Below are 23,937 nucleotides of genomic sequence, written 5' to 3' on the forward strand. Positions count from 1 at the left end.
CAGGTCCCCCTTGTGTTACTTATTACGTTTAATATAGTCTAATAAACGTTCAATATCCCACGTGTTAATCACGTTATCTTTTTGAATCCAACCTTTACGTGCTGCAGCTACACCTGTTTCCATATCTTCTAACATTTCAAGTGTATGAGCATCCGTATTAATCGCTACTTTTACACCAGCATCTTGTGCTTGTTTTAATAATTTCGCGCTTAAATCTAGACGGTTCGGATTCGCATTTAATTCTAAAACTGTATTTGTCTCTTTTGCGAGTTCAATTAATAAATCTGTATCTACATCATAACCCTCACGGCGCCCGAGAAGACGTCCTGTCGGATGAGCAATCATTGTGACATGTTTATTCTCAAGTGCAGTACGCAGACGCTTCATAATCGTTTCACGGTCTTGTGAGAAGCTAGAGTGGATCGCTCCAATGACATAGTCTAATTCTTCTAATACTTCATCATCAAAATCAAGCGAGGCATCTGGTAAAATGTCCATTTCAATTCCGCGTAAAATTGTAATGTCTGGATACTTTTCATTCATACGTTCAATTTCTTTCGCTTGCTCACGAAGACGCTCTTTCGTTAAACCATTCGCTACTTTCAAATATTGCGAGTGATCAGTAATCGCCATAAACTTATATCCACGAGCACGGCACGCTTGTACCATTTCTTCAATAGAAAAAGCACCGTCACTCCAAGTTGTATGCATATGTAAATCACCTTGTATATCGGAAAACTGAATTAAGTTCGGATACTCTTTAATTAATTCAATTTCTTTTCCATCTTCACGCACTTCTGGCGGAATAAATGGCAGACCGAAATGAGCGAAGAAGTCTTCTTCATTCTCAAATGTTTTCACTTCACCTGTTTCCAAGTTTTCTACACCGTACTCACTAATTTTCTCGCCTTTATCTTTTGCGATTTGACGCATTTTTACGTTATGGTCTTTTGATCCTGTGAAATGGTGAAGAGTTGTAATAAACTCTTCTGGTTTTACTAAACGAAAATCAATTGAAATATCATATTCATATTGAAGACGGACAGAAACTTTTGTATCTCCACTTGCGATTACTTCAATCATATTATCGAATTGTAGTAAATGCTCACGTACCGCTGCTGGTTCTGTCGTTGCAATGATAAAATCTAAATCTTTCACTGTTTCTCTCGCGCGGCGTAAGCTACCAGCACGAGAGAAACGAATTACTTCAGCAATATTCGACAATTTCTCCTCTATTTCCCCGGCAATAGGCAATACCATCGCAATTGGTAAACGCTCTGGACGAGAGCCTACTTGATCGATTGCTTCTAATATTTTCTCTTCTGTCTTCTTACCGAAACCTGCTAAAGCCTGTACTTTATTTTCCTCACAAACAGCTTTTAGCGATTCCATATCAACAACACCAAGTTCTTTATATAACTTAGCTACCTTCTTACCACCAAGACCTGGTAGTTTTAATAACGGCAATAAGCTACTTGGTACTTCTTTCTCAAGTTCTTGTAATACTTCAGATGTTCCCGATTCTATATATTCTTGAATAACGGCTGCTGTTCCTTTTCCGATGCCTGGAATCTTTGTGAAATCTTCAATTTCAGAAAGACTACGATCGTCACTTTCTAATGCTGCTGCCGCTTTACGAAATGCAGATATTTTAAATGGATTCGCACCCTTTAGTTCCATAAAAAGCCCGATTGTCTCTAATAATTTGATAACTTGTTTTTTATTTACTTTCATCATTGCCCCGCCTTTCTTTCATAGAAAAAAACTTCTCTTTCCGAAAAAAGAGAAGTTATACTCTGCTACCTGTCTGCCATAGTTCCTTCACCTTTTCAGATAGAATCGGTGTATCGTCTACAATTATTTTGCTAATTGATGATTTTTGTAATGGTGTTTGTACTTGTTCAATCGGAAGTATGTTTCCAATGATAATTAAGACAAACAAAATAATATATACTTCTAAAAATCCGAGGATTGCCCCCGCAAACGCATTTACTTGCTTTAAAACCGGTATTTCTGCAAACATATTTAACAAATTACCAAGTAATGAAAGTGCAATTTTAGTGATAATAAACAATATGATAAACGCAAGCGCTTGATAAAATACTGTCTCAATATTATTTGCATCAATCCATTCTGGAACAGATACGTTTTTATCAAATGGATACGGAATAAATTTCGCAAGTGCTGGCGCTAAATCTTTACAGTACCAGTATGCAACAAGGTATGCGATAATAAAGCTTGTTAACTTTACAAGTTGCAGAATAAACCCTCTGCGTAAGCCGAGGAAAAATCCCATAACAAGCAGTAAAATGATAATAATATCAATCATGTTATTCCATTCCTTTTTTTGTCATACTTTCTTTCAATTTCTCATGTTCTTCTTTTAATTTTATGTAATCGTGTATGACGTTTACCGCCGTCAATACCGCTAGTCTACTCGTGTCAAGCGAAGGATTCTTGGCATTGAGTTCGCGCATTTTATCATCCACAATCGCTGCTACCATGCGGATATGACTTGTACTTTCATCGCCAACAACTGAATATTGTTGACCATAGATTTCTACATTAATTCGACTTTTCTTTCCCTTTTGTTGTGACAACTCACCGGCCTCCAATCACGTACAGAATCCTAAAGTTTATCATACCATGAACCTTCATAATATGGAAACAGAAAGAACAATCCGATATGATAAAAATAACAATATAAAAAAAGGGGCGACCATTATGTCAAATTCTATCGTAATTCAAACAAATTCTACAGTAATTGAAGACATGAAACAACAATATAAACATTCGCTTAGCCCGAAAACTCCGCAAGGCGGGATCTTCATGGCAAAGGTACCATCTTGCACGATTACAGCGTATAAATCTGGAAAAGTAATGTTCCAAGGAGGCCGCGCTGAAGCAGAAGCTTCTCGTTGGCAAACTGTCTCTCAAACACCCAAAACAGCTGTAAAAAAAACTGTCGATTCACATCGTTATGCACCGCCTGCTTCCATCAGTACAATGTCTATTGTAGGGTCTGATGAAGTTGGTACGGGAGATTTCTTTGGACCGATGACAGTCGTTGCTGTATATGTAGATGCAAAGCAAATTCCACTACTAAAAGAACTTGGTGTAAAAGACTCTAAAAACTTAAATGACGATCAAATTACTGCCATTGCGAAACAACTTCTACATGTTGTTCCTTACAGCTCTCTTGTCCTTCATAATGAAAAATATAACGAGCTATTTGATAAAGGAAACAACCAAGGTAAGCTAAAAGCCTTGCTACATAATAAAGCTATTACAAACTTATTAGGTAAAATGGCACCTACAAAACCTGAAGGCGTCTTAATCGATCAATTCACACAACCTGATACATACTATAAATATTTAGCAAAACAAAAACAGGTACAGCGTGAAAATGTTTATTTCGCGACGAAAGGTGAAAGCGTCCATTTAGCAGTAGCCGCTGCTTCTATTTTAGCTCGCTACTCATTCGTAAAACAGTTTGACGAACTAAGCAAAAAAGCTGGTATGCCACTTCCAAAAGGTGCTGGTAAACAAGTTGATATTGCTGCAGCTAAATTAATTCAAAAGCTTGGTAAAGAACGATTACCCGAGTTTGTGAAACTGCATTTCGCTAATACGGAGAAGGCGTTTCGCTTATTAAAATAGTATCGACAAAAACAGGAGCCTACAAACTCCTGTTTTTTGTTTCACCCTACTATTGTCCTTATAGTTTTGTGACAATTACAATATACAGATTATTCTAACATACGAGGAGATTCCCATTGCTACTTCTACAAATGATTCTAAATATTTTACTAGGCGATCCACACGAAAGACAGTTCAAAATTAGAGAAAATATTCAGATACTAAGTGAAAAGCCTGCATTCAATAATTTAAAGGAGGGAATTTATATAAACGCTGTAAAAGTGAAAAAGTTATTATATGTTTTCGTACATCTCGTAGGTCCACTTTCTTACTTCATTATTTCTACTGTTTGGGGCACTTTCTTCACTACTAAATCCACATTCGAAAACATATCTGATAGCCTTAGCGTTATGGCCATCTATCACGTGTTCATGAGTTTACTATGGTTTTTCTATTTAGATCGATTAGACAAAGACATAAATCAAATTACAAAAGAGATTAACGATAACAAGATGTAATACATAAAAAGGAGAGCCCCTAAGACTCTCCTTTTTTATGTTAGCTTTGTTTCTGCTTCTTATTAGATGAAGATACCTTATGAGAACCTGTTTCATGTGTCGTCGTTCCTTGTCCTTCTACTTCCGGAGAACCTAGGCTCGATCTTGAATGATCTTTTTTCACTTTTTTACTCATTTTATTCTCACCCCTTCGCGTTACTTTTTGCTACGAGGTCATAAACTATGCAAACAAAAAAGCGAGAGGAAATCCTCTCGCTTTTTTCATATTTTAGAACTCAGAAGAACCTGGAGTTCTTGGGAATGGAATTACGTCACGGATGTTAGCCATACCAGTGATGTACATTAGGAAGCGCTCGAAACCTAGACCGAATCCAGCGTGTTTTGTACCGCCGTATTTTCTAAGTTCTAAGTACCACCAGTAGTCCTCTTCGTTCATACCTAATTCTTTAATTCTGTCTACTAAAACGTCCATTCTTTCTTCACGTTGACTTCCGCCGATTAATTCGCCGATGCCAGGAACTAGAAGGTCAGTAGCAGCTACTGTTTTTCCATCTTCATTCATACGCATGTAGAACGCTTTAATGTCTTTCGGGTAGTCAGTTACGAATACAGGGCGTTTGAAGATCTCTTCTGATAAGTATCTTTCATGCTCTGTTTGTAAGTCAATACCCCATTCTACTGGGTACTTGAAGTCAGCACCTGATTCTTGAAGTACTTTAATTGCTTCTGTATATGTGATGCGACCGAAGTCAGAGTTAATCACGTTGTTCATACGCTCTAGAACTGTTTTATCAACGAAGCTGTTGAAGAAGTCCATTTCTTCTGGTGCATGCTCTAATACATATTTCATTGCATATTTCAGCATATCTTCTGTAAGATCCATTACATCGCCTAACTCAGCGAATGCAATCTCAGGCTCAACCATCCAGAACTCAGCAGCGTGGCGAGTTGTGTTTGAGTTTTCTGCACGGAATGTAGGTCCGAATGTATATACATCACGGAATGCTAATGCATACGCTTCAGCGTTCAGCTGTCCACTTACTGTTAAGTTTGTTTCTTTACCGAAGAAGTCTTTTGACTCATCAACTTGTCCGTCTTCACCTTTTGGTACGTTGTTTAAATCTTGTGTTGTTACGCGGAACATTTCGCCAGCACCTTCTGTATCACTACCAGTGATGATTGGTGTGTGAACATGTACGAATCCACGCTCTTGGAAGAACTGGTGAATCGCAAATGCTGCGATAGAACGTACGCGGAACGTTGCAGAGAATGCATTTGTTCTTGGACGTAAGTGAGCGATTGTACGTAAGTATTCAAACGTATGACGCTTCTTTTGAAGTGGGTAATCAGAATCTGATAAGCCCTCGATATCAATTTTTTCTGCTTTAATTTCAAATGGTTGCTTCGCTCCAGGCGTTGCAATTACTTTACCTTCTACTTTCACTGAAGAGCTAAGTGGAAGCTTTGCAATTTCTTTAAAGTTCTCTAATTCTGTATCGAAAACGATTTGAACGCTTTTGAAAAAGCTACCGTCGTTTAATTCGATGAAACCAAATGCTTTTGAATCACGTAAATTACGAATCCACCCTGATACTTGTACTGTTTGACCTGCATACTTTTCTGTATCTCTATACAGACTTTTTACTAATGTGTTTTCCATAGTGAAATTCTCCTTTGCTGATATATTTAAATACAAAAAAACCTTTCATCCATAAAGGGACGAAAGGTTAAACTTCGCGGTACCACCCAATTTGTCATAAAGACCAACTTTAACTCGTATGTAATACATACTTCCCGGTTTGTAACAGGCCGGCTTCCCGTCTAAGTCTACTCTTGAATACAAGATTCAATTTCGGTTAGCAACTCCAAGGTGTTCTTCACATATACCGCCTCATCAGGCTCTCACCGCCCCTGACTCGCTTTGGATTATAGTATATACTACTTTTCCTTATCATCGTCTTTCATTTTGTTAAACTAAAATTAATGTACTACATTCGAGAGAAAGATGCAAGATGCCATAAAATATATAAGCGATTTTTGTAATATATCGACTTACCGACATCTGTCGACGATTGTGCAATAAAAAAATTGCCGGAATGAATCCGGCAATTTTCTAATTACTTACGTAACTCCGCACCAAATTTCTCTTCTACCGTTGTTAATACACGGTTATGCGCTTCTGTTACTTCTTCATCTGTTAACGTACGTTCTGCATCGAAGTAAGTCATAGAGAATGCAAGTGATTTCTTGCCTTCTTCCATTTTTTCACCTTCGTATAAGTCGAATAGTGTTACGTCTTTCAAAAGTTCTCCGCCAGCTTCAGCAATGACTTGCTTCATTTCACCAGCTTTTGTTTCTTTTGTTACTACAACAGCCATGTCACGTGTCATAGATGGGAAACGCGGAATTGCTGAGTAGTAAGTTTCTTCAGCGTCTGCACCGAATATTTTTACAAGAGATAGTTCAAATACGAATGTATTTTTCACATCTAATTGTTTTTCTGCTTCTGGGTGCAATTGACCGATGAAACCAATTACTTCGCCATCTAATACGATGTCAGCTGTACGACCTGGGTGCATACCTTCACGTTTCGCTGGTGCATATGTGATTTGGTTTGAAACGCCAAGTACGTCGAATAGTCCTTCTAGTACACCTTTCACAACGAAGAAGTCTACTACTTTCTTCTCACCTTGCCATGCATGGTGAAGAGCAAGACCTGTCATAACACCTGCAAGGTGTTGTTCTTCTTTCGGAAGTTCTCCTGCTTCTGTTGGTAAGAAGATAGAACCTACTTCGTATAAAGCAACGCTGTCGTTTTTACGAGCAACATTGTATGAAACTGCTTCTAGCAATTGTGGCACTAAGCTTAAACGAAGTTGGCTACGCTCTTCACTCATTGGAAGTGCAAGGTTTACAGGTGCCTTTTCGTTTGGCTCAATCATGTATTGTTTCGCTTTGTCAGCGCTCGTTAATGAATACGTGATTGCTTCATATAAACCAGCACCCTCTAAGAAGCGACGTACTTTACGACGTTTCGTTTGTGCTGATGTTAATTTACCACGAGTCATCGTTCCAGAAGGTAATGTAACTGGAATGTGGTCATAACCGTATAGACGGCCCACTTCTTCTACTAAGTCTTCTGAAATTGTAATATCAGGACGACGTGCTGGTACATTTACATGGAATGTTCCTTCTACTTCTGTGAATGGAAATTTCAAGTTCGCGAACATTGTACCCATTTCACTCGCAGAAATATTTGTACCTAATACACGGTTTACTTTTTCAGCAGTAACAGATACTGTACGCTCTTGTACTTGTAAGTTATCAGCTTCTACTACACCTTCAAGTGCTTCACCGCCAGCATATTTCGCCATTAAGGCAGCTGCGTGTTGAATTGCTTCAAATGTACGTGTTGGGTCGATTCCTTTTTCAAAACGTGCACTTGATTCACTACGAAGACCTAAGTCTTTTGATGTGCGGCGCACTGTTTGACCTGCAAAGTATGCAGACTCAATTAGAACGTTTACTGTCTCATTTGTAACTTCAGAATCCGCCCCACCCATTACACCAGCAACAGCTAAAGCTTTTGTTCCGTTTGTAATTACAAGATGGTGGCTTTGTAATGTACGCTCTTGATCATCTAATGTTTCAATTTTTTCGCCTTCTTTTGCAAGACGAACAACGATTTCTTTTGAACCTAATTTATCGTAATCGAATGCATGTAACGGTTGACCGTATTCCATTAAAATGTAGTTTGTAATATCAACTACGTTGCTAATTGGACGAATGCCAGCTGCCATAAGACGGGTTTGCATCCACATTGGTGATGGACCAATTTTTACGTTCTTCACCATTTTTGCAATGTATAATGGATTTTCTTCTTTCGCTTCTACACTTACAGAAATGTAATCAGAAGTTTTTTCTGCTGTTTCTTGTAAGTCGATAGCTGGAAGTTTTACTTCACGGCCGTAAATAGCAGCCACTTCATATGCAACACCTAACATGTTTAAGCAATCTGCACGGTTTGGTGTTAAACCAAGCTCAAGTACTTCATCGTGTAAGTTTAAAATTTCAAGTGCATCTGCACCAACTTCAGCGTCACTTGGGAAGATAAAGATACCATCTGCATATTCTTTTGAAACTAACTTTCCATCAATGCCAAGCTCTTGAAGAGCACAAACCATACCGTGAGAAGCTTCACCACGTAGTTTTGCTTTTTTGATTTTGAAGTTACCAGGAAGTACAGCACCAACTTTTGCAACTGGCACTTTTAAACCTTTTGCAATGTTAGCAGCTCCACAAATAATTTGAACTGGCTCTTCTTCACCGATATCGATTAAGCATTTGCTTAATTTATCAGCTTCTGGGTGTTTTTCACATTCTAATACGTGACCAACTACAACACCTTTTACACCTTTATTTAATACTTCAACGCCTTCTACTTCAATACCACTTTTCGTGATTTTGTCTGCTAGTTCTTGTGCTGTTACATCTTTAATATCTACATACTCTTGTAACCAACGATATGATACGAACATATTTATCCTCTCCTTCCCTTACGCTCGTTTGAATTGTTGTAAGAAACGTACATCATTTGTATAGAAATGACGAATGTCATCTACGCCGTATTTCAACATTGCGATACGCTCTGCGCCCATACCGAATGCGAAACCTTGATATTCTTTTGAATCATAACCAGCCATTTCAAGTACGTTCGGGTGAACCATACCTGCGCCTAGAATTTCAATCCAGCCAGTTCCTTTACAAGTGCCGCAACCTTTGCCATGACACATCATACAAGAAATATCCATCTCTACAGATGGCTCTGTGAATGGGAAGAAACTTGGACGAAGACGGATTTCACGATCTTCACCGAACATCTTTTTCACGAATACTTGCAGTGTACCTTTTAAGTCACTCATACGAATGTTTTTATCAATTACAAGGCCTTCAATTTGCATGAACTGATGTGAATGCGTCGCATCATCATCATCGCGGCGATACACTTTACCAGGACAAATAATTTTGATTGGGCCTTTTTCTTTATTATTTTCCATCGTACGTGCTTGCACAGAAGATGTATGTGTACGTAGTAACGTTTCTTCTGTAATGTAGAATGTATCTTGCATGTCACGTGCTGGGTGATCTTTCGGTAAGTTTAGTGCTTCGAAGTTGTAGTAGTCTTTTTCTACTTCTGTTCCTTCAGCTACTTCATAACCCATACCGATGAATACATCTTCAATTTGTTCAACAACAGCTGTTAACGGATGGTGACAACCTGTTTCAACAGGACGACCTGGTAATGTAACATCAATTGTTTCCGTAGCTAATTTCGCTTCAATTACTGCTTTTTCTAAGTTGCTAATTTTGTCTTCTAGACGCGTTTGAATCGCTTCACGTACTTCATTCACTAATGCTCCCATACGTGGACGCTCTTCTGCTGATAATTTTCCCATGCCGCGTAATACTTCTGTAATTGGACCTTTTTTTCCTAAATACGCTACGCGTACGTCGTTTAAGCCCTTTAGCTCTTTCGCTTCTTCAATAAGCTCTAACGCTTTTTGCTTTAGCTCTTTTAAACGTGCTTCCATTTTGGAACCCTCCTAATTTTAAAAATAAAAAAACCTCGCTCCCAAAAAGGGACGAGGTAAATTCGCGGTACCACCCTAAATTGACAGAACAAGTCTGCCCACTCATTAGTTATAACGATCAATTCTGACCGGAACGCCTTTACATATACATGGTCCTGGCGTCAACTCCAGAGGTGAATTCACTTCCGTCTACCATAAGAATGCTTTCAGTCTACGGCACTCTCTCCCTATATGGCGATTTTGTAAGCTACTCTTCTCTATCAACGTTTTTCGTTATTTAACTTTTAATATAATGTACTTCAACTTATTATAAGAAGTTTTTTATTTGTTCGCAACTGGGCTTTGTAAATAATACGTTAAAATCCCTGCTGCAACCGCAACATTTAATGATTCTGCCCCGCCGTAAATCGGAATATACAAGTTTTGATCCGTTTTTGTAAGAATTTCTTGGCGTACGCCATTTCCTTCATTTCCAACAATTAATGCAAAACTTCCGGCCGGAGTTACCTCACCATACGGAACTCCATTTTCAAGAGCTGTTCCATATACAGGAACGTTATTTTCTTTTAACTTGTCTACCCATTCTTCTAAGTTCCCTTTTACAATTGGCAAGCGGAAAATAGAACCTTGTGTAGAGCGGAGTACTTTACTATTGTAAACATCAACACAACCTTCTCCAAGCACAACGGCGTGAATACCAGCTGCATCAGCTGTACGAATAATTGTTCCTAAATTACCTGGGTCTTGCAGTCCATCCAATAAAAGGAATTTCCCATCAGTAAGAGCTACTTCTTTCTCATGCTTCTCACAAACAGCAAATACACCTTGCGTCGTTTCTGTTTCACGAAGTATTTTTACAATAGCCTCAGGCACGATATACATTTCTACATCATTAACTGTCCAATCTTTCGGAAGGTCTGTCTGATCTGAAACGATAAGTTCTGTTACAATTCCTGCCTTCAAAGCTTCTTCGACTAAGTGGAATCCTTCTACAAAAAATAAACCTTTTTTATCGCGTTCTTTTTTCGTTTGCAGCTTTTTCCACTGCTTTACACGCGGATTTTGTACTGAATCAATGTTTTTCATAATATGTAGTTCCCTCTCTTCTTGTCTTATCATTATAGCCTATTTTTCATACATATTTACATAAAAAAGAACAAAAACTAACGTCAGTTTCAATTCTGAAGAAGAGGTGAAAACAATGAGTTTTAATTTACGCGGTGCCGTATTAGCGAATGTATCTGGTAATTCACAAGATCAATTACAAGAAACAATTGTCGATGCAATTCAAAGCGGTGAAGAAAAAATGCTTCCAGGTCTTGGCGTCTTATTTGAAGTCATTTGGAAAAACGCTGATGAAAATGAAAAGCACGAAATGTTAGAAACACTAGAGCAAGGATTAAAAAAATAAGCAATTTGAAAATCACCTTCGCATAAGCTAAGGTGATTTTTTTACGAAAAAAATTTTTCTTCTCCTAAACATTTCTACTTTACTAACGAACTATGATGGAGTAAAATGTTCAAAATACATTTAAACCGATCGATTTTTCTTCGTATACATCATTAGATAAAAGGAGTGAATGTTTTATGCACCGTATTACGCTTGAACAAGTTTTTAAACATCACATTACACAAAAATACGTAAACCGTTCCGGAATGGTCCACGCGATCGCTGTCGCTTACCATGCGTTTCACTTAGCTAAAAAGCACCACGCCTCAGTCGATGCTGCGACAAAAGCCGGTTTCCTTCATGATATCGGACATCATACGTGGTACACAGGCGGCGAATGGGACTATGACTTATATAAAAAGAATGATATCCATGCAATTAAAGGTGCAGAAAGAGCACATAAATTGCTTATTAGATTGGGAGAACATCCAAAACTAGCAAAAGAAATTTCTATCGCGATTCTTCTGCATACAGATTCTTTCTTAGTGGAACAAGAAATTGAAAGAACATCTCTTCAAAGCATTATTAAATGGGCAGACGAAGCAGATGAAGAACCAGGCGGAGCTCATCATTATAGAACGATTTCTTATGAAAAAGCACTTAAAGCTATTCAGCAATTAGATCGATTGGTAGAGCGTGAATTGCAAATAGAGCAAGCAAAATTGAATAACAAGGCAAAACATAGTTATCAATGAGAAAGAGGCATCACTACAGGGTGATACCTCTTTTATTATTTTACGAAAAATACACCTTTGTATGTAATATTTAAATGTTACATTCAGAAACAAATTAATCTATAATTTAATATACAAATATAAAGAGGTGATTTCACAGATGCAATCCGCTACACAACTTTCTGATGAACAGAAACACTCTATGTCATGGGGACAATTTATTAGCTCCGTTTTATTCGCTTTTTTCGGAACTGGACTCATTACCTTGTTCCTAGCAATAATGCCCTTAACAATTTATACGGCTAGTCTTACAAATAAAAAGCAAATTGCCCTGTATGAATCTATTGCAAACACCGCAAGTATAGGGTTACAACTAGCCATGTTGTTATTCTTTATTTTTAAATTCAAACCTGCGAAAAGATTATTACTGAACTCTTTTAACTTTAAAGCACTGAAAGAATGGCGCACATACGTATATTTACTTCTTTTCTTCGCTATAAACATCATAATCAACTACTTCTTATTAAATTATGTGTTCCAAGACGCAACAAAGCAACAATCTTCCGCACTAAACTTAGACGTTTTTAAGCAATATCAAATACTATTACTTCTCGGATTTGCAATACTCACACCAATTTTTGAAGAACTTATTTTCCGTGGTTTTATACTTCATTTCTTCTCTGAGCGCTTTCCATTTTGGATTGCAGCAGTCTTAACAAGTTTCTTCTTTGGTATCGCTCATACATACTCACTTGGAGTAATGGTAATTACTTTCTTCATGGGATTATTAATGGCTATTTTATGTAAGAAAACAAAATCCATTCTTCCAGCTATGTTATTTCATATTATAAATAATACGTTGGCATTCTTCAGTTAAAAAGAGGTATCATCACGATACCTCTTTTTACTCTTTTATCACAACTTCAAACTCTTCTTCAATTAGCACTTTTGGATAATCCGTATCATTACTACCCATTTCTATCAATTTATACATATTTATTAATAATATCCAAAATGAACCTGATGTAGTAAAATATAACTCATTACATAAAAGGAGATTATATATGTTTAGCTTCCTTTGGATTGTTTATATGCCACTTCTTGTCTTATGCGGATTTTTCGGTGGTATTTTTTTAATTATTACTAGTATTAAACATCGGAAATTATTTGTTGGTTTAATGGGGGTACTTAGCTTTTCCTTTGTAACGCTACCTTTTGTTTTTTGGAGCATGGGGGTGAATAGCGAGACAATCCTCCCTATTTCAACTACTTTATACTGGATATTGTTTTCTTTAACTGGATTATTAGCAGGGGTAAGGGGATTACAAATGAAAATTAAAAGTATACGCAACATGGGATTCATTATTTTTATTGCGGGACTATTAGGAGTTATTTTCTGGGAACTCATGTCTGCAGGTGATTCATTCTATATCTAATTGCATCTTTTTATAAGAAAACAAAAAAGCAGGAAATTTAATTCCCTGCTTTTCTATTTGGTTTATTGCCTGATTGTAAGAAGAACGATAACACCCAAGCAATACCTGCTAGTATCGTTGCAATTAAGAAGGCATCGTTAATACCGTTAATTGCAGATAGCTTTGAAATTTGTCCATATAATAGTTGTGTGCTCATCGCATCTCCTGCTTGAGCTGATCCGGCAATCGCTGCTAAACTTTGCCCCATACCGTGTACTTTATCAACTAAAATTGGGTTTGATGTTGTTAACATGTTGCCGTAATCTGCTACGTGAGCAGTTGTTTGTTGCGTCATAAGTGTGATTAAAATCGCTGTTCCGATTGAACCAGCTACTTGTCTTGACGTATTTTGCGTTGCTGTACCGTGAGAAATTAATTTCATCGGCAGTGCGTTCATACCAGCTGTCATAATTGGCATCATAATGAATGACATACCAATTGAACGTATAATATAATCCGTCATAATAACGCTATACGGTGTATCCATCGATAATTTTGTAAATTCATATGTCGCATACGTCGTAATTGCCAATCCAATTATCGCTAATGGACGAATGCCATATTTATCGAATAATTTACCCGCTACTGGTCCCATGATCCCCATAATTAATGATCCTGGAAGAAGTAGTAAACCAGATTCAATTGGCGTAAAGCCACGAATGTTTTGCAGATATACTGGAAGCAATAACATACCCCCGAATAATGCCATCGTAACGATTGCGTTAATTACTAAAGTAAAAGTAAATACTGGATATTTAAATACTTGTAAATCAAGCATTTTATTGTCCGTTGTTAACTCTCTCCAAATAAATAACGCTAAACCAATTACACCGATAACAAGTGAAATAATGACTTCTGCACTAGTCCAACTATTATTTCCAGCTTCACTAAATCCGTACAATAAGCTTCCTAGTCCAATACTTGAACTAACAACACCGAATATATCTAATTTCGTTTTAGACACTGGCTGAGCTAGTGTAAAGAATTTTAAAGATAGGAACGTAATAATTAAACCGATAATAAACATCGCATAGAACATTAAGTTCCAGCTATAGTTTTCAATCACCCAACCTGTTACAGTTGGTCCGATAGCTGGTGCTAAAATCATTGCAACACCTAGTAATCCCATCGCCGCTCCGCGCTTATGAGGCGGGAACAATGTCATAAAGATATTCATACCAACCGGCATTAAAATACCCGCACCAACTGCTTGAATTACGCGGCCTGTCATCATCATTGTAAAGTTTCCTGAAGTAGCGCAAATGATAGATCCTACTGTGAAGAATAACATTGCCGCTACAAATAATTTACGATACGTAAATCGTGAAACTAAAAAGGCACTAATCGGCACTAAAATACCATTTACAAGCATAAACCCTGTAATTAACCATTGCGCCGTTGAAGTTGATACGTTAAATTCATTCATTAACGGAGGCAATGCAACGTTAATGATTGTTTGGTTCAAAATAGAAACGAACATGCCGAGAATTAATACTGTTACAACTGCTTTTACATTTACATCCTCTATAGGCATAGACGTTTGTTTTTTCGGCATTTCTTTTTCTTGTTTTACTTCTTCTTGCTTGCCTGTTTCTAATTCAACTACATTAGAAATTTCGGCTTCTTGCTTTTGTTCACTTTCTTTCTCTACTGCTTCTAGCTTACTTACTTCTATTTTACTTACGGCTGGGACTTGTTCTTCTCCCACGTTCGTTTTTTTCTTTCGTAAAAGACGATTTACAAGGAAGAAGACGATTATACAAAATAGTGCATATCCTACAATTGCAATTGAGGACATCTCATCTCCCCCTTACTTATGAATACGAACTGACACATTCATTCCAGGAACAATATTTACTGATTTGCTATGATCTAATGAAATTTTAACTGGCACTACTTGTGTTACTTTCGTATAGTTCGCTGTTGAATTACTTGATGGTAACATCGAGAATGTATTTGCTGTTGTTAAACCAACTTGTTCTACTTTCCCAGTTAACGTTGTATCTGGGTATGCATCTACATACACGTCTACGTCTTGACCTTTCTGAACATCATCAACATCTGTTTCTTCAATGTTTGCTGTTACCCATAAATTGTTCATATCAAATGCGTAAGCAATCGGGCTACCTGCTCCAACGAAAGCATTTGTTGTTGCGTTTGATTGTACAACCGTTGCATTTTGTGGAATTGTTACATCTACTGTTTGTTCTCCATTAGCTGCTGCTACAGTAACAGCTCCTAATTTATCGTTCTCATTGTAATTTTTTCCAACTTCAGCTTTCCAGTCAGTTAGTTTCCCTGCTACTGGTGAAGCAACCGGAATTACCTTTCCATCGATCTTTGCATTGTCTGTTTTTAAGTAATTTTCCGTTTGGTTGTAATAGTAATAACCGCCAATACCGCCGCCAACTAGTACAATTAATGTGATAATGTTGATAATTACCATTCTTCGAAACTGATTCATTGCATTCCTCTCCTTATATCGCATATAATTTTTTTCTAAACTATTTATGTCCTTATTGTTTAGATTGTTTAATTGTTAATTATATTAACCTTTTAACGAAAAAATCACACCATCTGCAGCGTAAATCGAAACTTATCTACCTGCGAGCGGTGCTGATTTCTGAAGGACTATCGTTTATAATTATAAATAATTATTTTGAATCTACAACCGACAATTTACGTATGAAATGTTGCTTAAACAACAATATAATACCAATATGTTGTTTAAGTATAGAAAATTAAACGAGGAGAAGTAAAATGTCTATTAAAAATACAAATGATCCACGTGTAAAGCGAACGAGACAACTCATTCAGGATGCTTTTGTCGCTTTAGTAGGCGAAAAAGGCTTTGAAAATGTAACTGTGCAACATATCGCAGAACGTGCTCCTGTAAATCGCGCTACATTTTATAGCCATTATCATGATAAATATGACCTATTAGACAAAAGTATTGAAGAAATGTTAGAGAAGCTAGCAGAAGTAATTAAACCGAAAAATAGAAATAAAGAAGATTTTCAACTTACATTCGATTCACCTCATCCTACATTTTTGGCTTTATTCGAACATATCGCAGAAAATGTAAACTTTTATAACGTTATGCTTGGGGATAAAGCTGCCGGAAACTACTCTTATAAAATGATGAAAACGATACAAGTGCATTTAACATTAAGCTTGTCTATTTCCCAACCAGATGACGAAGATCTTATGGTTCCTCGTGATATTTTGATTAGTTATGTGACAGGGGCTCACATCGGAATGATTATGTCATGGTTAAAAAGAGGAATGATATATACCCCGCATTTTATGGCGATGCAATTAACTCGTTTAATTATTTTAGGCGCTCATACTGCAGCAGGATTAGAACGACCTTTTTAAAACATAAAAAAAGCGAAGGAAAATCTCCTTCGCTTTTTCTATTAATTAAATGTAATGTTATGTACAGCATCCTTATCAAGACGTTTAATAACTTCTACAATTAACTTTACTGCATTTTCATAATCATCACGGTGTAACATTGCTGCATGAGAATGAATATAGCGCGTTGCAATTGTAATTGCCATAGAAGGAATACCGTTTACAGCAATATGAATCGCACCCGCATCAGTTCCCCCGCCCGCTACTGAATCATATTGGTATGGGATTTGTAATTCGTCAGCAACATCAACTACGAAATCACGTAAACCTGTATGTCCAATAACAGAAGCATCATACAAAATGATTTGTGGTCCATCGCCCATTTTACTTTGCGCTTCTTTTGACGTTACACCCGGTGTATCTCCAGCGATACCAACATCTACTGCGAACGCGATATCTGGTTTAATATAATTCGCAGATGTTTTTGCACCACGAAGACCAACTTCTTCTTGTACAGTTCCAACGCCGTATACAACGTTTGGATGCTTTTCATCTTTTAATTGTTTTAATACGTCAATTGCAATCGCACAACCGATTCGGTTATCCCATGCTTTTGCAAGTAACATTTTTTCATTCTTCATCACTTGGAATTCAAAGTAAGGTACAACTTGATCTCCTGGTCGTACGCCCCACTCCATTGCTTCTTCTTGGCTAGAAGCACCGATATCGATGAACATGTCTTTAATTTCAACTGGCTTTTTACGTGCTTCTGGAGGTAAGATGTGCGGTGGTTTTGAACCAATTACACCTGTTACATCTCCTTTACGCGTTACAATCGTCACGCGCTGTGCAAGCATAACTTGTGACCACCAGCCACCCACCGTTTGGAAGCGTAGGAAACCTTTGTCATCAATTTGCGTAATCATAAAGCCAACTTCATCTAAATGACCTGCAACCATAATTTTCGGGCCGTTTTCTTCCCCTACTTTTTTCGCAACTAAACTTCCTAAATTATCAGTAGAAAGCTCGTCTGCAAATGGCTCGATATATTTCTTCATTACTTCGCGTGGTTCACGCTCGTTACCGGCAATACCACGTGCATCTGTTAATTCTTTTAGCATTGTCAATGTCGCGTCTAATTTTGTCATTGCCAACACCCTCCTTTTTCTTCAGTCAATTCATTATACAATAATTAAATTGAAATATTCAAAAATTAAATTAGTATCCTTGTGTTTGACGCTGATGATTTACTTCATTTTTATCTAAATACGCTTTTTCAATCTCTTCTTGCTCAAATTCAAGCGCTTGTCCAAGTCGAAGATAGCTCGTAAATAATTCAATATAGTTTGTAATAGATGGTTGATCTGTAAAACGAATTACTTTCGCGTATGTGTCTAAGAAAATTTCCACTTGTGTTTTATTCGTTTGTGCACATTTATAGAATAGGAAGTTTTTATCAATCCCTAAATCAATTCCGATTGATAAAATAAAATGCAAACCATCTACGTATTCTTCTAATATTACTCCACGTTCCGAAGCTGGTTTGTTGCTCCAATATTTAAAACAACGTGTTTCATTTGCAAGTTCTCCAATTTCTACAAGAAGAGCTAACATTTTTTCTTTTAACAATTTTTTCGGTTGTAAGTCATGTTCTTTTGCAATACGGTCATCTAATTCTTTTTGTAATTTAAATAGTTGTAGTAAGTCCATTCTATTGTCCTCCTCCAACATCGCATTTTACGCAACAATGTTGTTTCATCTCAAAGTTCATTATTATGTTTCAGTTCTTATGAATAAGTCAGCTATCTACCTCTTTATAAAATAGCTTGTCCTTAATTTACAAATACGTTTCAGTCATCGCTCTTAAATTGTTCATCTGATGAAAGTTCCATATCATCTTTCCATTATAGCAGTGTCGTTTCGGCTAGGAAAGATACTCTTCTTTCCAAAAGAGCAGAATTAAAAAAAGCCAGGAGGATTCTCCTGACTTCACATATATATTCTTCTATACCGCTATAGTTTTTATATTAATTTTGTCATATCGATAACAGCACATCCGTTAATCTTTAGAACTTCAAACTTCTCTCTGAATACAAACAAAAAACCTTAGAAGAAAATTCTTCTAAGGTTTCAACTAATTAATTAGTTAATGTTGTTTTTTGCAACTGTTGCTAATTCAGCGAAAGCTTTTTCGTCATGAACAGCTAAGTCAGCAAGCATCTTGCGGTTAACTTCGATGCCAGCATTTTTAAGACCGTGCATTAAGCGGCTGTAAGAAAGACCATTCATACGAGCTGCTGCGTTGATACGTGTAATCCATAATTTACGGAAGTCACGTTTCTTTTGACGGCGGTCACGGAATGCATACATTAGAGATTTCATAACCTGTTGGTTAGCAACCTTGAATAATGTATTTTTTGAACCGTAGTAACCTTTTGCTAATTTTATAACTTTTTTACGACGTTGACGAGTAACTGTACCACCTTTTACTCTTGGCATAATATTACCTCCTAATTGTTCTATATATCAGCCGAACTTATTTTAAGTTGTCAAGCATTTGACGAATGCGTTTGAAGTCACCAGCGCTTACTACACCAGCTTTACGTAGTTTACGTTTAGCTTTTGTAGATTTGTTAGCGAATAAATGGCTTGTGTAAGCGTGAGAACGTTTCAGTTTACCTGATCCAGTCTTTTTGAAACGCTTTGCAGCGCCGCGATGAGTTTTTTGTTTAGGCATAGGTATTTCCTCCTCTATCTATTACTTATCGTTTTTCGGTGCTAAAACTAAGAACATACTGCGTCCTTCCATTTTAGGCTTAGATTCAACTGTACTAACTTCAGCACAAGCTTCTGAGAAGCGATCTAAAACACGTTGACCGATTTCTTTATGAGTAATGGCACGTCCTTTAAAGCGAATTGACGCTTTAACCTTGTCGCCTTTCTCTAAAAACTTGATAGCATTACGAAGTTTTGTGTTAAAGTCGTGTTCATCAATTGTTGGACTTAAACGAACTTCTTTCATGCTAATTACTTTTTGATTTTTGCGCTGCTCTTTTTCTTTCTTCTGTTGCTCAAAGCGGAATTTACCGTAGTCCATAATGCGGCATACTGGCGGTTTCGCATTTGGAGCAACTAATACTAAATCAAGATTAAGATTTGCAGCTAAGTCTAAAGCGTCATTACGAGACTTGATTCCAAGTTGATCGCCATTTGCGCCAACTAAACGTACTTCACGTGCACGAATTTGCTCGTTAATCATCATATCCTTGCTAATAGTAAGCCACCTCCAAGGTTTTCTCAGAACATATTTTGTAGTCATAGAACCCGACAAAAAAAGTGCGGGCATACGACACCCACACTTGTAAAATCTTAAGTAAGAAATACATTTACCTGCTAACTGCGAATGCGTCCATCAGGTGAGAAGCGGGTGCTTCTACTTGTTCCACAAAACAATATTCTATTATCCTTGATGAGTTTATCATAGGACATGACGTCTGTCAAGAAGACGCGATGTGTTTTACTAACAACAAGAAATATTGTAACAAACAACTAACATACTTGCAATACTTTTTTACGATAAGTGTTACATGGGTATTTTTTCTAATTCCCCTCAAGTATATTACATAAAAAAGCCGCGGTATACCGCGGCTTTTTCTTATCGTTTTCCTTCTACTTTAATCATGTCAACAAAAGCATCTAATGCGATTGTTTCTGATTTTTGTTCACCATATTTACGTACGTTTACGCCGTTTTCAGTTACTTCATTGTCACCTACTACAAGCATGTACGGAATTTTTTGCATTTGTGCTTCACGGATTTTGTAACCAATCTTCTCTTCACGAGTGTCTAATTCAACACGGATACCAGCACGACGCAATTCGTCTTGTACTTTCTTCGCATAGTCTAAATGTACTTGCGGAGAAACTGGAATTACTTGTACTTGAACTGGAGCTAACCAAGTTGGGAATGCACCTTTGTATTCTTCAATTAAGAAGGCTACGAAGCGTTCCATAGTTGATACAACACCACGGTGAATTACAACTGGACGATGTTGCTTACCGTCTTCACCAACATAAGTTAATTCAAAGCGTTCTGGAAGTAAGAAGTCTAATTGTACAGTTGAAAGTGTTTCGTCTTTTCCAAGAGCAGTACGAACTTGAACATCCAGTTTTGGACCGTAGAATGCCGCTTCACCTTCAGCTTCATAGTAATCAAGACCCATTTCATCCATAGCTTCTTTTAACATACCTTGTGCTTTTTCCCACATCTCATCATCCGCATAATACTTTTTAGTATCTGCTGGGTCACGATAAGATAGACGGAATGAGTAGTTCTCTAAACCGAAATCTTTGTACACTTCTAGAGTTAAGTTTACAACACGTTTTAACTCTTCTTTAATTTGATCTGGACGAACGAAAATGTGCGCATCGTTTAAAGTCATTCCGCGTACACGTTGTAATCCAGATAACGCACCTGACATTTCATAACGATGCATTGTTCCAAGTTCCGCAATACGGATTGGTAATTCACGGTAGCTGTGAATATCATTTTTATAAACCATCATATGGTGAGGACAGTTCATTGGACGAAGAACTAATTCTTCATTATCCATTTCCATTGATGGGAACATGCCATCACGGTAGTGGTTCCAGTGACCAGAAGTTTCATATAACTCTCTGCTTCCTAATACTGGAGTGTATACGTGATCATAACCTAAGCTTGCTTCTTTATCAACGATGTAACGCTCGATAATACGACGAATTGTTGCACCTTTTGGTAACCAAAGTGGTAAACCTTGTCCTACTTTTTGGCTATTAGTAAATAGTTTTAATTCTTTACCTAATTTACGGTGATCGCGCTCTTTCGCTTCTTCAAGCATACGTAAGTGCTCATCTAGTTCTGCTTTCTTAACGAATGCAGTACCGTAAATACGTTGTAACATTTTATTATTGCTATCGCCGCGCCAGTAAGCACCTGCAACGCTTAATAATTTAAACACTTTAATTTTCCCTGTAGATGGAAGGTGAACACCACGGCAAAGGTCGAAGAATTCGCCTTGCTCATAGATTGAAATAACTGCATCTTCTGGAAGGTCGTTAATTAAATCTAATTTTAACTCATCGCCAATTTCTTCAAAGCGACGAAGTGCTTCTGCACGTGGTACTTCATGACGAACGATTTCTAAGTTCTCGTTCACGATTTTTTGCATTTCTTTTTCGATTTTCTTGAAGTCTTCAACTGTAATTGCTTCTTCCATATCGATATCGTAATAGAAGCCATTTTCAATTACTGGGCCAATGCCAAGCTCAAGCTTAACATCTTTATATAAACGTTTTAACGCTTGTGCTAAAAGGTGGGCTGTTGAATGGCGTAAAATATATAAGCCATCTTCAGAATCTAATGTAATAATAGAAACTGCACCATCTTCTTCGATTGGTGTAACAAGATCGATCATCTCATCGTTTAATTTTCCAGCTACAGCTTTTTTCTTTAAGCCTGGGCTAATAGAAGCTGCGATTTCTTCAGTTGTTACGCCTTTTGGAAACTCCTTCACAGCTCCATCAGGGAAAGTAATTTTAACTACATCTGCCATCACTGGTCACTCCTCTTTTTCTCAAAATAAAAAACACTCATCCCATAAAAAGGGACGAGTGTTGAATTCGTGGTTCCACCCTTGTTCCAATTAACATGATCGTTAATTGCTCAAGTTCAACATAACGGTGTTGTCCGTTAGCAATTACTAAAAGAATCGTTCACTGCTAAAGTTTAGAGGTGGTAAGTAATAATCCCGTACTAGGAAGCTCACACCCTAAGGCTTCCCTCTCTGAAAATCGTAGAAAACTACTCATGTCCTCATCATGACATTTCGATATATTTCATTTATGTAGGTAATTATATGCTCAAAAACTTAGAAAATCAAGGGCGTTACCTTTATTTTTTAAATTTTTCACATTGCGCTCAAAATCATGTAATCCATGTAATTGGACCCGTTCTTGAAACACATTTCGCAAAGTAATAATCATATTATGGTCTTGTTCCTTCGTATATAAATAAATCTTTTTTGGCGAAATAGAAAGAAGCGGCGCAATTACTTTTGTATCAATATATACATCATTTTGCTTTAATAATTCTTCATCTATATATTGGACCAACTTCTCCTGTTTTAAACGTCTACCTTTATCATCATAAAAGATAAAGCTTTCATCAAAAATAAGATGCACACAGGACAAGCGTGATTTACGGCTACTCACTTGTTGCCGAAGCGTTTCAATGAACATTTGGTATTCTTGCTCCATCTTATACTCATCAATTGCCACTTCCGCAAGTTTAGCCACCATTTCCCTATATGTACGAAGACGAAAACGGATATATGATGAAAACGAGAATGAGAGCGGATCACAAAGCCAATTATTTAAAGAAGACTTAATATATGACTCAAATGCGTTACGAGTTAAATCCTGAGCTACACCTTTTCTTCTTCCCTTTAAAATCTCATGTGCCATGTGCAATATTTGATGACACTCTTCTTGTTCTTCATAAAAAAACTTTTCTTTTAAGATCGTATAAATCCACTCATTTTGTTTCACATTCACAATGAAATACACCATTACTGGCAATAAGATCTTTTCAATATAATTCGATTCATGTACTGGTATGTGAATCACCACTTTTTGCTCCTGTAAATACACACTCGTTTCCTTATATAACACTTCCGCTCTTTTCAGCAATTGTCTATATACGTGCATAGCATCATTTTTTTCTTCGAAGCAAATTTCAATCACTTTTGTCCCCCCTTTTATCCCTGCTCTAAAGGACTGTATCTATACGTTACAAATCCTATAAGAGTCCTTTCCGCGTGAAGTTCACTCTTAGTAGAATTACATTTCCTATCGTTAGAAAATCCACTCAATCTGGCTTGCTAATTTTATATATATTAAGGGAGGGAGAAAAAAATGATACAAGCTACTATGAATTTTTTATTGTATACTTTATTTATCACTAAAAGGGGGTATGTGAATGTTCGAATATAAATTCGTAAAAGTCGAATTCCATTGGGGGCTCACTCGCTCAAAACTAGCTGAAGACTACCAAGAAATTATTCAAGAACATGCTAGAGATGACTGGAGGTTCGTACAGATTGTCGCCCCTACGATTGGCAGTTCTGGACAACCTGAATATTTCGACCTCATATTTGAAAAGAAAATATCACTATAATACAAAAGAGCAAGCTTC

General features: G+C 37.1%; 25 protein-coding genes and 4 other annotated features. Of the genes, 8 read left to right on the plus strand and 17 right to left on the minus strand.

Translation table 11 applies throughout. From position 1 onward, the window contains the following. Window positions 1-15 precede the first annotated feature (15 nt). The 3 genes from polX to zapA are packed head-to-tail and all read right to left on the minus strand — an operon-like array spanning window position 16 to window position 2,600. Window positions 16-1,734 (minus strand): DNA polymerase/3'-5' exonuclease PolX, encoded by a 1,719-nt coding sequence (gene polX / locus NZ044_RS22375; protein ID WP_000867523.1) that lies wholly within the window; start codon window positions 1,732-1,734, stop codon window positions 16-18. 55 nt (window positions 1,735-1,789) lie between these two features. Then, window positions 1,790-2,329 (minus strand): CvpA family protein, encoded by a 540-nt coding sequence (locus NZ044_RS22380; protein ID WP_000565409.1) that lies wholly within the window; start codon window positions 2,327-2,329, stop codon window positions 1,790-1,792. Window position 2,330: 1 nt separating this feature from the next. Beyond that, window positions 2,331-2,600: a cell division protein ZapA gene (gene zapA, locus NZ044_RS22385; protein WP_000082701.1), complete on the minus strand. Its 270-nt coding sequence runs from the start codon at window positions 2,598-2,600 to the stop codon at window positions 2,331-2,333. A gap of 124 nt (window positions 2,601-2,724) precedes the next feature. On the opposite strand from zapA, the gene rnhC reads away from it, so the two are divergent. Both rnhC and NZ044_RS22395 read left to right on the plus strand, forming a co-directional pair. Next, a complete protein-coding gene (gene rnhC, locus NZ044_RS22390) occupies window positions 2,725-3,660 on the plus strand; it encodes a ribonuclease HIII (RefSeq protein WP_000071595.1) in 936 nt (311 codons plus the stop codon). Window positions 3,661-3,905: 245 nt separating this feature from the next. After that, window positions 3,906-4,157, plus strand: coding sequence for a hypothetical protein (locus tag NZ044_RS22395; protein ID WP_025989090.1), 252 nt, complete (start codon window positions 3,906-3,908; stop codon window positions 4,155-4,157). 40 nt (window positions 4,158-4,197) lie between these two features. Here NZ044_RS22395 and NZ044_RS22400 read toward each other — a convergent pair whose 3' ends face one another. The 5 genes from NZ044_RS22400 to NZ044_RS22420 form a co-directional block, all read right to left on the minus strand. Beyond that, window positions 4,198-4,332, minus strand: a complete 135-nt coding sequence (locus NZ044_RS22400) for a YuzL family protein (protein WP_000039593.1) — start codon at window positions 4,330-4,332, stop codon at window positions 4,198-4,200. A 93-nt stretch (window positions 4,333-4,425) separates the two neighbouring features. After that, window positions 4,426-5,817, minus strand: coding sequence for an asparagine--tRNA ligase (asnS, locus tag NZ044_RS22405; RefSeq protein ID WP_000432189.1), 1,392 nt, complete (start codon window positions 5,815-5,817; stop codon window positions 4,426-4,428). A 52-nt stretch (window positions 5,818-5,869) separates the two neighbouring features. Further along, window positions 5,870-6,121: a binding site (T-box leader), on the minus strand. A 153-nt stretch (window positions 6,122-6,274) separates the two neighbouring features. Then, a complete protein-coding gene (gene pheT, locus NZ044_RS22410) occupies window positions 6,275-8,695 on the minus strand; it encodes a phenylalanine--tRNA ligase subunit beta (protein ID WP_000498180.1) in 2,421 nt (806 codons plus the stop codon). Between the two features lie 18 nt (window positions 8,696-8,713). Further along, entirely contained in the window at window positions 8,714-9,748 is a 1,035-nt protein-coding gene (pheS, locus tag NZ044_RS22415) for a phenylalanine--tRNA ligase subunit alpha (protein WP_000388222.1), read from the minus strand. 44 nt (window positions 9,749-9,792) lie between these two features. Then, window positions 9,793-10,021: a binding site (T-box leader), on the minus strand. A 48-nt stretch (window positions 10,022-10,069) separates the two neighbouring features. Beyond that, entirely contained in the window at window positions 10,070-10,867 is a 798-nt protein-coding gene (locus NZ044_RS22420; protein WP_003309975.1) for a TrmH family RNA methyltransferase, read from the minus strand. An 82-nt stretch (window positions 10,868-10,949) separates the two neighbouring features. Here NZ044_RS22420 and sspI point away from each other — a divergent pair, with 82 nt between their 5' ends. The 4 genes from sspI to NZ044_RS22440 all read left to right on the plus strand — a co-directional run bounded on the left by sspI (window position 10,950) and on the right by NZ044_RS22440 (window position 13,308). Continuing rightward, the gene (gene sspI, locus NZ044_RS22425; RefSeq protein ID WP_000009509.1) at window positions 10,950-11,159 is read left to right on the plus strand and encodes a small acid-soluble spore protein SspI; all 210 of its coding nucleotides are present in this window, start codon (window positions 10,950-10,952) and stop codon (window positions 11,157-11,159) included. 176 nt (window positions 11,160-11,335) lie between these two features. Next, window positions 11,336-11,893 (plus strand): HD domain-containing protein, encoded by a 558-nt coding sequence (locus NZ044_RS22430; protein WP_000554806.1) that lies wholly within the window; start codon window positions 11,336-11,338, stop codon window positions 11,891-11,893. A gap of 139 nt (window positions 11,894-12,032) precedes the next feature. Continuing rightward, a complete protein-coding gene (locus NZ044_RS22435; RefSeq protein ID WP_001190242.1) occupies window positions 12,033-12,749 on the plus strand; it encodes a CPBP family intramembrane glutamic endopeptidase in 717 nt (238 codons plus the stop codon). Window positions 12,750-12,936: 187 nt separating this feature from the next. Further along, window positions 12,937-13,308 carry a hypothetical protein gene (locus NZ044_RS22440; protein ID WP_000490825.1) on the plus strand — a complete coding sequence of 124 codons (372 nt, stop codon included), beginning with the start codon at window positions 12,937-12,939 and terminating at the stop codon, window positions 13,306-13,308. Window positions 13,309-13,345: 37 nt separating this feature from the next. Here the strand turns inward: NZ044_RS22440 and NZ044_RS22445 are convergent, their stop codons facing one another. Both NZ044_RS22445 and NZ044_RS22450 read right to left on the minus strand, forming a co-directional pair. After that, window positions 13,346-15,145, minus strand: coding sequence for a DHA2 family efflux MFS transporter permease subunit (locus tag NZ044_RS22445; RefSeq protein WP_000094778.1), 1,800 nt, complete (start codon window positions 15,143-15,145; stop codon window positions 13,346-13,348). A 12-nt stretch (window positions 15,146-15,157) separates the two neighbouring features. Beyond that, window positions 15,158-15,811, minus strand: coding sequence for an HlyD family secretion protein (locus NZ044_RS22450; RefSeq protein ID WP_001071417.1), 654 nt, complete (start codon window positions 15,809-15,811; stop codon window positions 15,158-15,160). Window positions 15,812-16,107: 296 nt separating this feature from the next. On the opposite strand from NZ044_RS22450, the gene NZ044_RS22455 reads away from it, so the two are divergent. After that, window positions 16,108-16,725 (plus strand): TetR/AcrR family transcriptional regulator, encoded by a 618-nt coding sequence (locus NZ044_RS22455; protein WP_000023661.1) that lies wholly within the window; start codon window positions 16,108-16,110, stop codon window positions 16,723-16,725. Window positions 16,726-16,766: 41 nt separating this feature from the next. Here NZ044_RS22455 and NZ044_RS22460 read toward each other — a convergent pair whose 3' ends face one another. The 7 genes from NZ044_RS22460 to ytxC all read right to left on the minus strand — a co-directional run bounded on the left by NZ044_RS22460 (window position 16,767) and on the right by ytxC (window position 23,486). Then, window positions 16,767-17,852, minus strand: coding sequence for a M42 family metallopeptidase (locus tag NZ044_RS22460; RefSeq protein WP_000163554.1), 1,086 nt, complete (start codon window positions 17,850-17,852; stop codon window positions 16,767-16,769). A gap of 70 nt (window positions 17,853-17,922) precedes the next feature. Beyond that, window positions 17,923-18,414 carry a dUTP diphosphatase gene (locus NZ044_RS22465; RefSeq protein ID WP_000365052.1) on the minus strand — a complete coding sequence of 164 codons (492 nt, stop codon included), beginning with the start codon at window positions 18,412-18,414 and terminating at the stop codon, window positions 17,923-17,925. A gap of 432 nt (window positions 18,415-18,846) precedes the next feature. Continuing rightward, window positions 18,847-19,203, minus strand: a complete 357-nt coding sequence (gene rplT, locus NZ044_RS22470) for a 50S ribosomal protein L20 (RefSeq protein WP_001138362.1) — start codon at window positions 19,201-19,203, stop codon at window positions 18,847-18,849. Between the two features lie 37 nt (window positions 19,204-19,240). Continuing rightward, window positions 19,241-19,441, minus strand: coding sequence for a 50S ribosomal protein L35 (rpmI, locus tag NZ044_RS22475; RefSeq protein WP_001125945.1), 201 nt, complete (start codon window positions 19,439-19,441; stop codon window positions 19,241-19,243). Window positions 19,442-19,462: 21 nt separating this feature from the next. Continuing rightward, on the minus strand, window positions 19,463-19,966 hold the full coding sequence (gene infC / locus NZ044_RS22480; RefSeq protein ID WP_000973215.1) for a translation initiation factor IF-3: 504 nt from the start codon (window positions 19,964-19,966) through the stop codon (window positions 19,463-19,465). Window positions 19,967-20,028: 62 nt separating this feature from the next. After that, window positions 20,029-20,149 (minus strand) — a sequence feature (ribosomal protein L20 leader region). Between the two features lie 210 nt (window positions 20,150-20,359). After that, window positions 20,360-22,297, minus strand: a complete 1,938-nt coding sequence (gene thrS, locus NZ044_RS22485) for a threonine--tRNA ligase (RefSeq protein ID WP_000786077.1) — start codon at window positions 22,295-22,297, stop codon at window positions 20,360-20,362. Between the two features lie 47 nt (window positions 22,298-22,344). Further along, window positions 22,345-22,573: a binding site (T-box leader), on the minus strand. 31 nt (window positions 22,574-22,604) lie between these two features. Next, on the minus strand, window positions 22,605-23,486 hold the full coding sequence (gene ytxC, locus NZ044_RS22490) for a putative sporulation protein YtxC (RefSeq protein ID WP_000569624.1): 882 nt from the start codon (window positions 23,484-23,486) through the stop codon (window positions 22,605-22,607). A 235-nt stretch (window positions 23,487-23,721) separates the two neighbouring features. Between ytxC and NZ044_RS22495 the strand changes: the two genes are divergently transcribed. Further along, a complete protein-coding gene (locus NZ044_RS22495; protein WP_000464454.1) occupies window positions 23,722-23,919 on the plus strand; it encodes a DUF4177 domain-containing protein in 198 nt (65 codons plus the stop codon). Window positions 23,920-23,937 lie beyond the last annotated feature (18 nt).

The sequence above is a fragment of the Bacillus sp. FSL K6-1338 genome (assembly GCF_038006965.1).
GTDB lineage: Bacteria > Bacillota > Bacilli > Bacillales > Bacillaceae_G > Bacillus_A > Bacillus_A thuringiensis_S.

Coding starts and splice junctions, on each gene's coding strand:
- polX (WP_000867523.1), bottom strand. CDS start 1,734: ATGAAAGTAAATAAAAAACAAGTTATCAAATTATTAGAGACAATCGGG.
- NZ044_RS22380 (WP_000565409.1), bottom strand. CDS start 2,329: ATGATTGATATTATTATCATTTTACTGCTTGTTATGGGATTTTTCCTC.
- rnhC (WP_000071595.1), top strand. CDS start 2,725: ATGTCAAATTCTATCGTAATTCAAACAAATTCTACAGTAATTGAAGAC.
- NZ044_RS22400 (WP_000039593.1), bottom strand. CDS start 4,332: ATGAGTAAAAAAGTGAAAAAAGATCATTCAAGATCGAGCCTAGGTTCT.
- asnS (WP_000432189.1), bottom strand. CDS start 5,817: ATGGAAAACACATTAGTAAAAAGTCTGTATAGAGATACAGAAAAGTAT.
- pheT (WP_000498180.1), bottom strand. CDS start 8,695: ATGTTCGTATCATATCGTTGGTTACAAGAGTATGTAGATATTAAAGAT.
- pheS (WP_000388222.1), bottom strand. CDS start 9,748: ATGGAAGCACGTTTAAAAGAGCTAAAGCAAAAAGCGTTAGAGCTTATT.
- NZ044_RS22420 (WP_003309975.1), bottom strand. CDS start 10,867: ATGATAAGACAAGAAGAGAGGGAACTACATATTATGAAAAACATTGAT.
- sspI (WP_000009509.1), top strand. CDS start 10,950: ATGAGTTTTAATTTACGCGGTGCCGTATTAGCGAATGTATCTGGTAAT.
- NZ044_RS22430 (WP_000554806.1), top strand. CDS start 11,336: ATGCACCGTATTACGCTTGAACAAGTTTTTAAACATCACATTACACAA.
- NZ044_RS22435 (WP_001190242.1), top strand. CDS start 12,033: ATGCAATCCGCTACACAACTTTCTGATGAACAGAAACACTCTATGTCA.
- NZ044_RS22440 (WP_000490825.1), top strand. CDS start 12,937: ATGTTTAGCTTCCTTTGGATTGTTTATATGCCACTTCTTGTCTTATGC.
- NZ044_RS22445 (WP_000094778.1), bottom strand. CDS start 15,145: ATGTCCTCAATTGCAATTGTAGGATATGCACTATTTTGTATAATCGTC.
- NZ044_RS22450 (WP_001071417.1), bottom strand. CDS start 15,811: ATGAATCAGTTTCGAAGAATGGTAATTATCAACATTATCACATTAATT.
- NZ044_RS22455 (WP_000023661.1), top strand. CDS start 16,108: ATGTCTATTAAAAATACAAATGATCCACGTGTAAAGCGAACGAGACAA.
- NZ044_RS22460 (WP_000163554.1), bottom strand. CDS start 17,852: ATGACAAAATTAGACGCGACATTGACAATGCTAAAAGAATTAACAGAT.
- NZ044_RS22465 (WP_000365052.1), bottom strand. CDS start 18,414: ATGGACTTACTACAACTATTTAAATTACAAAAAGAATTAGATGACCGT.
- rplT (WP_001138362.1), bottom strand. CDS start 19,203: ATGCCAAGAGTAAAAGGTGGTACAGTTACTCGTCAACGTCGTAAAAAA.
- rpmI (WP_001125945.1), bottom strand. CDS start 19,441: ATGCCTAAACAAAAAACTCATCGCGGCGCTGCAAAGCGTTTCAAAAAG.
- infC (WP_000973215.1), bottom strand. CDS start 19,966: ATGATGATTAACGAGCAAATTCGTGCACGTGAAGTACGTTTAGTTGGC.
- thrS (WP_000786077.1), bottom strand. CDS start 22,297: ATGGCAGATGTAGTTAAAATTACTTTCCCTGATGGAGCTGTGAAGGAG.
- NZ044_RS22495 (WP_000464454.1), top strand. CDS start 23,722: ATGTTCGAATATAAATTCGTAAAAGTCGAATTCCATTGGGGGCTCACT.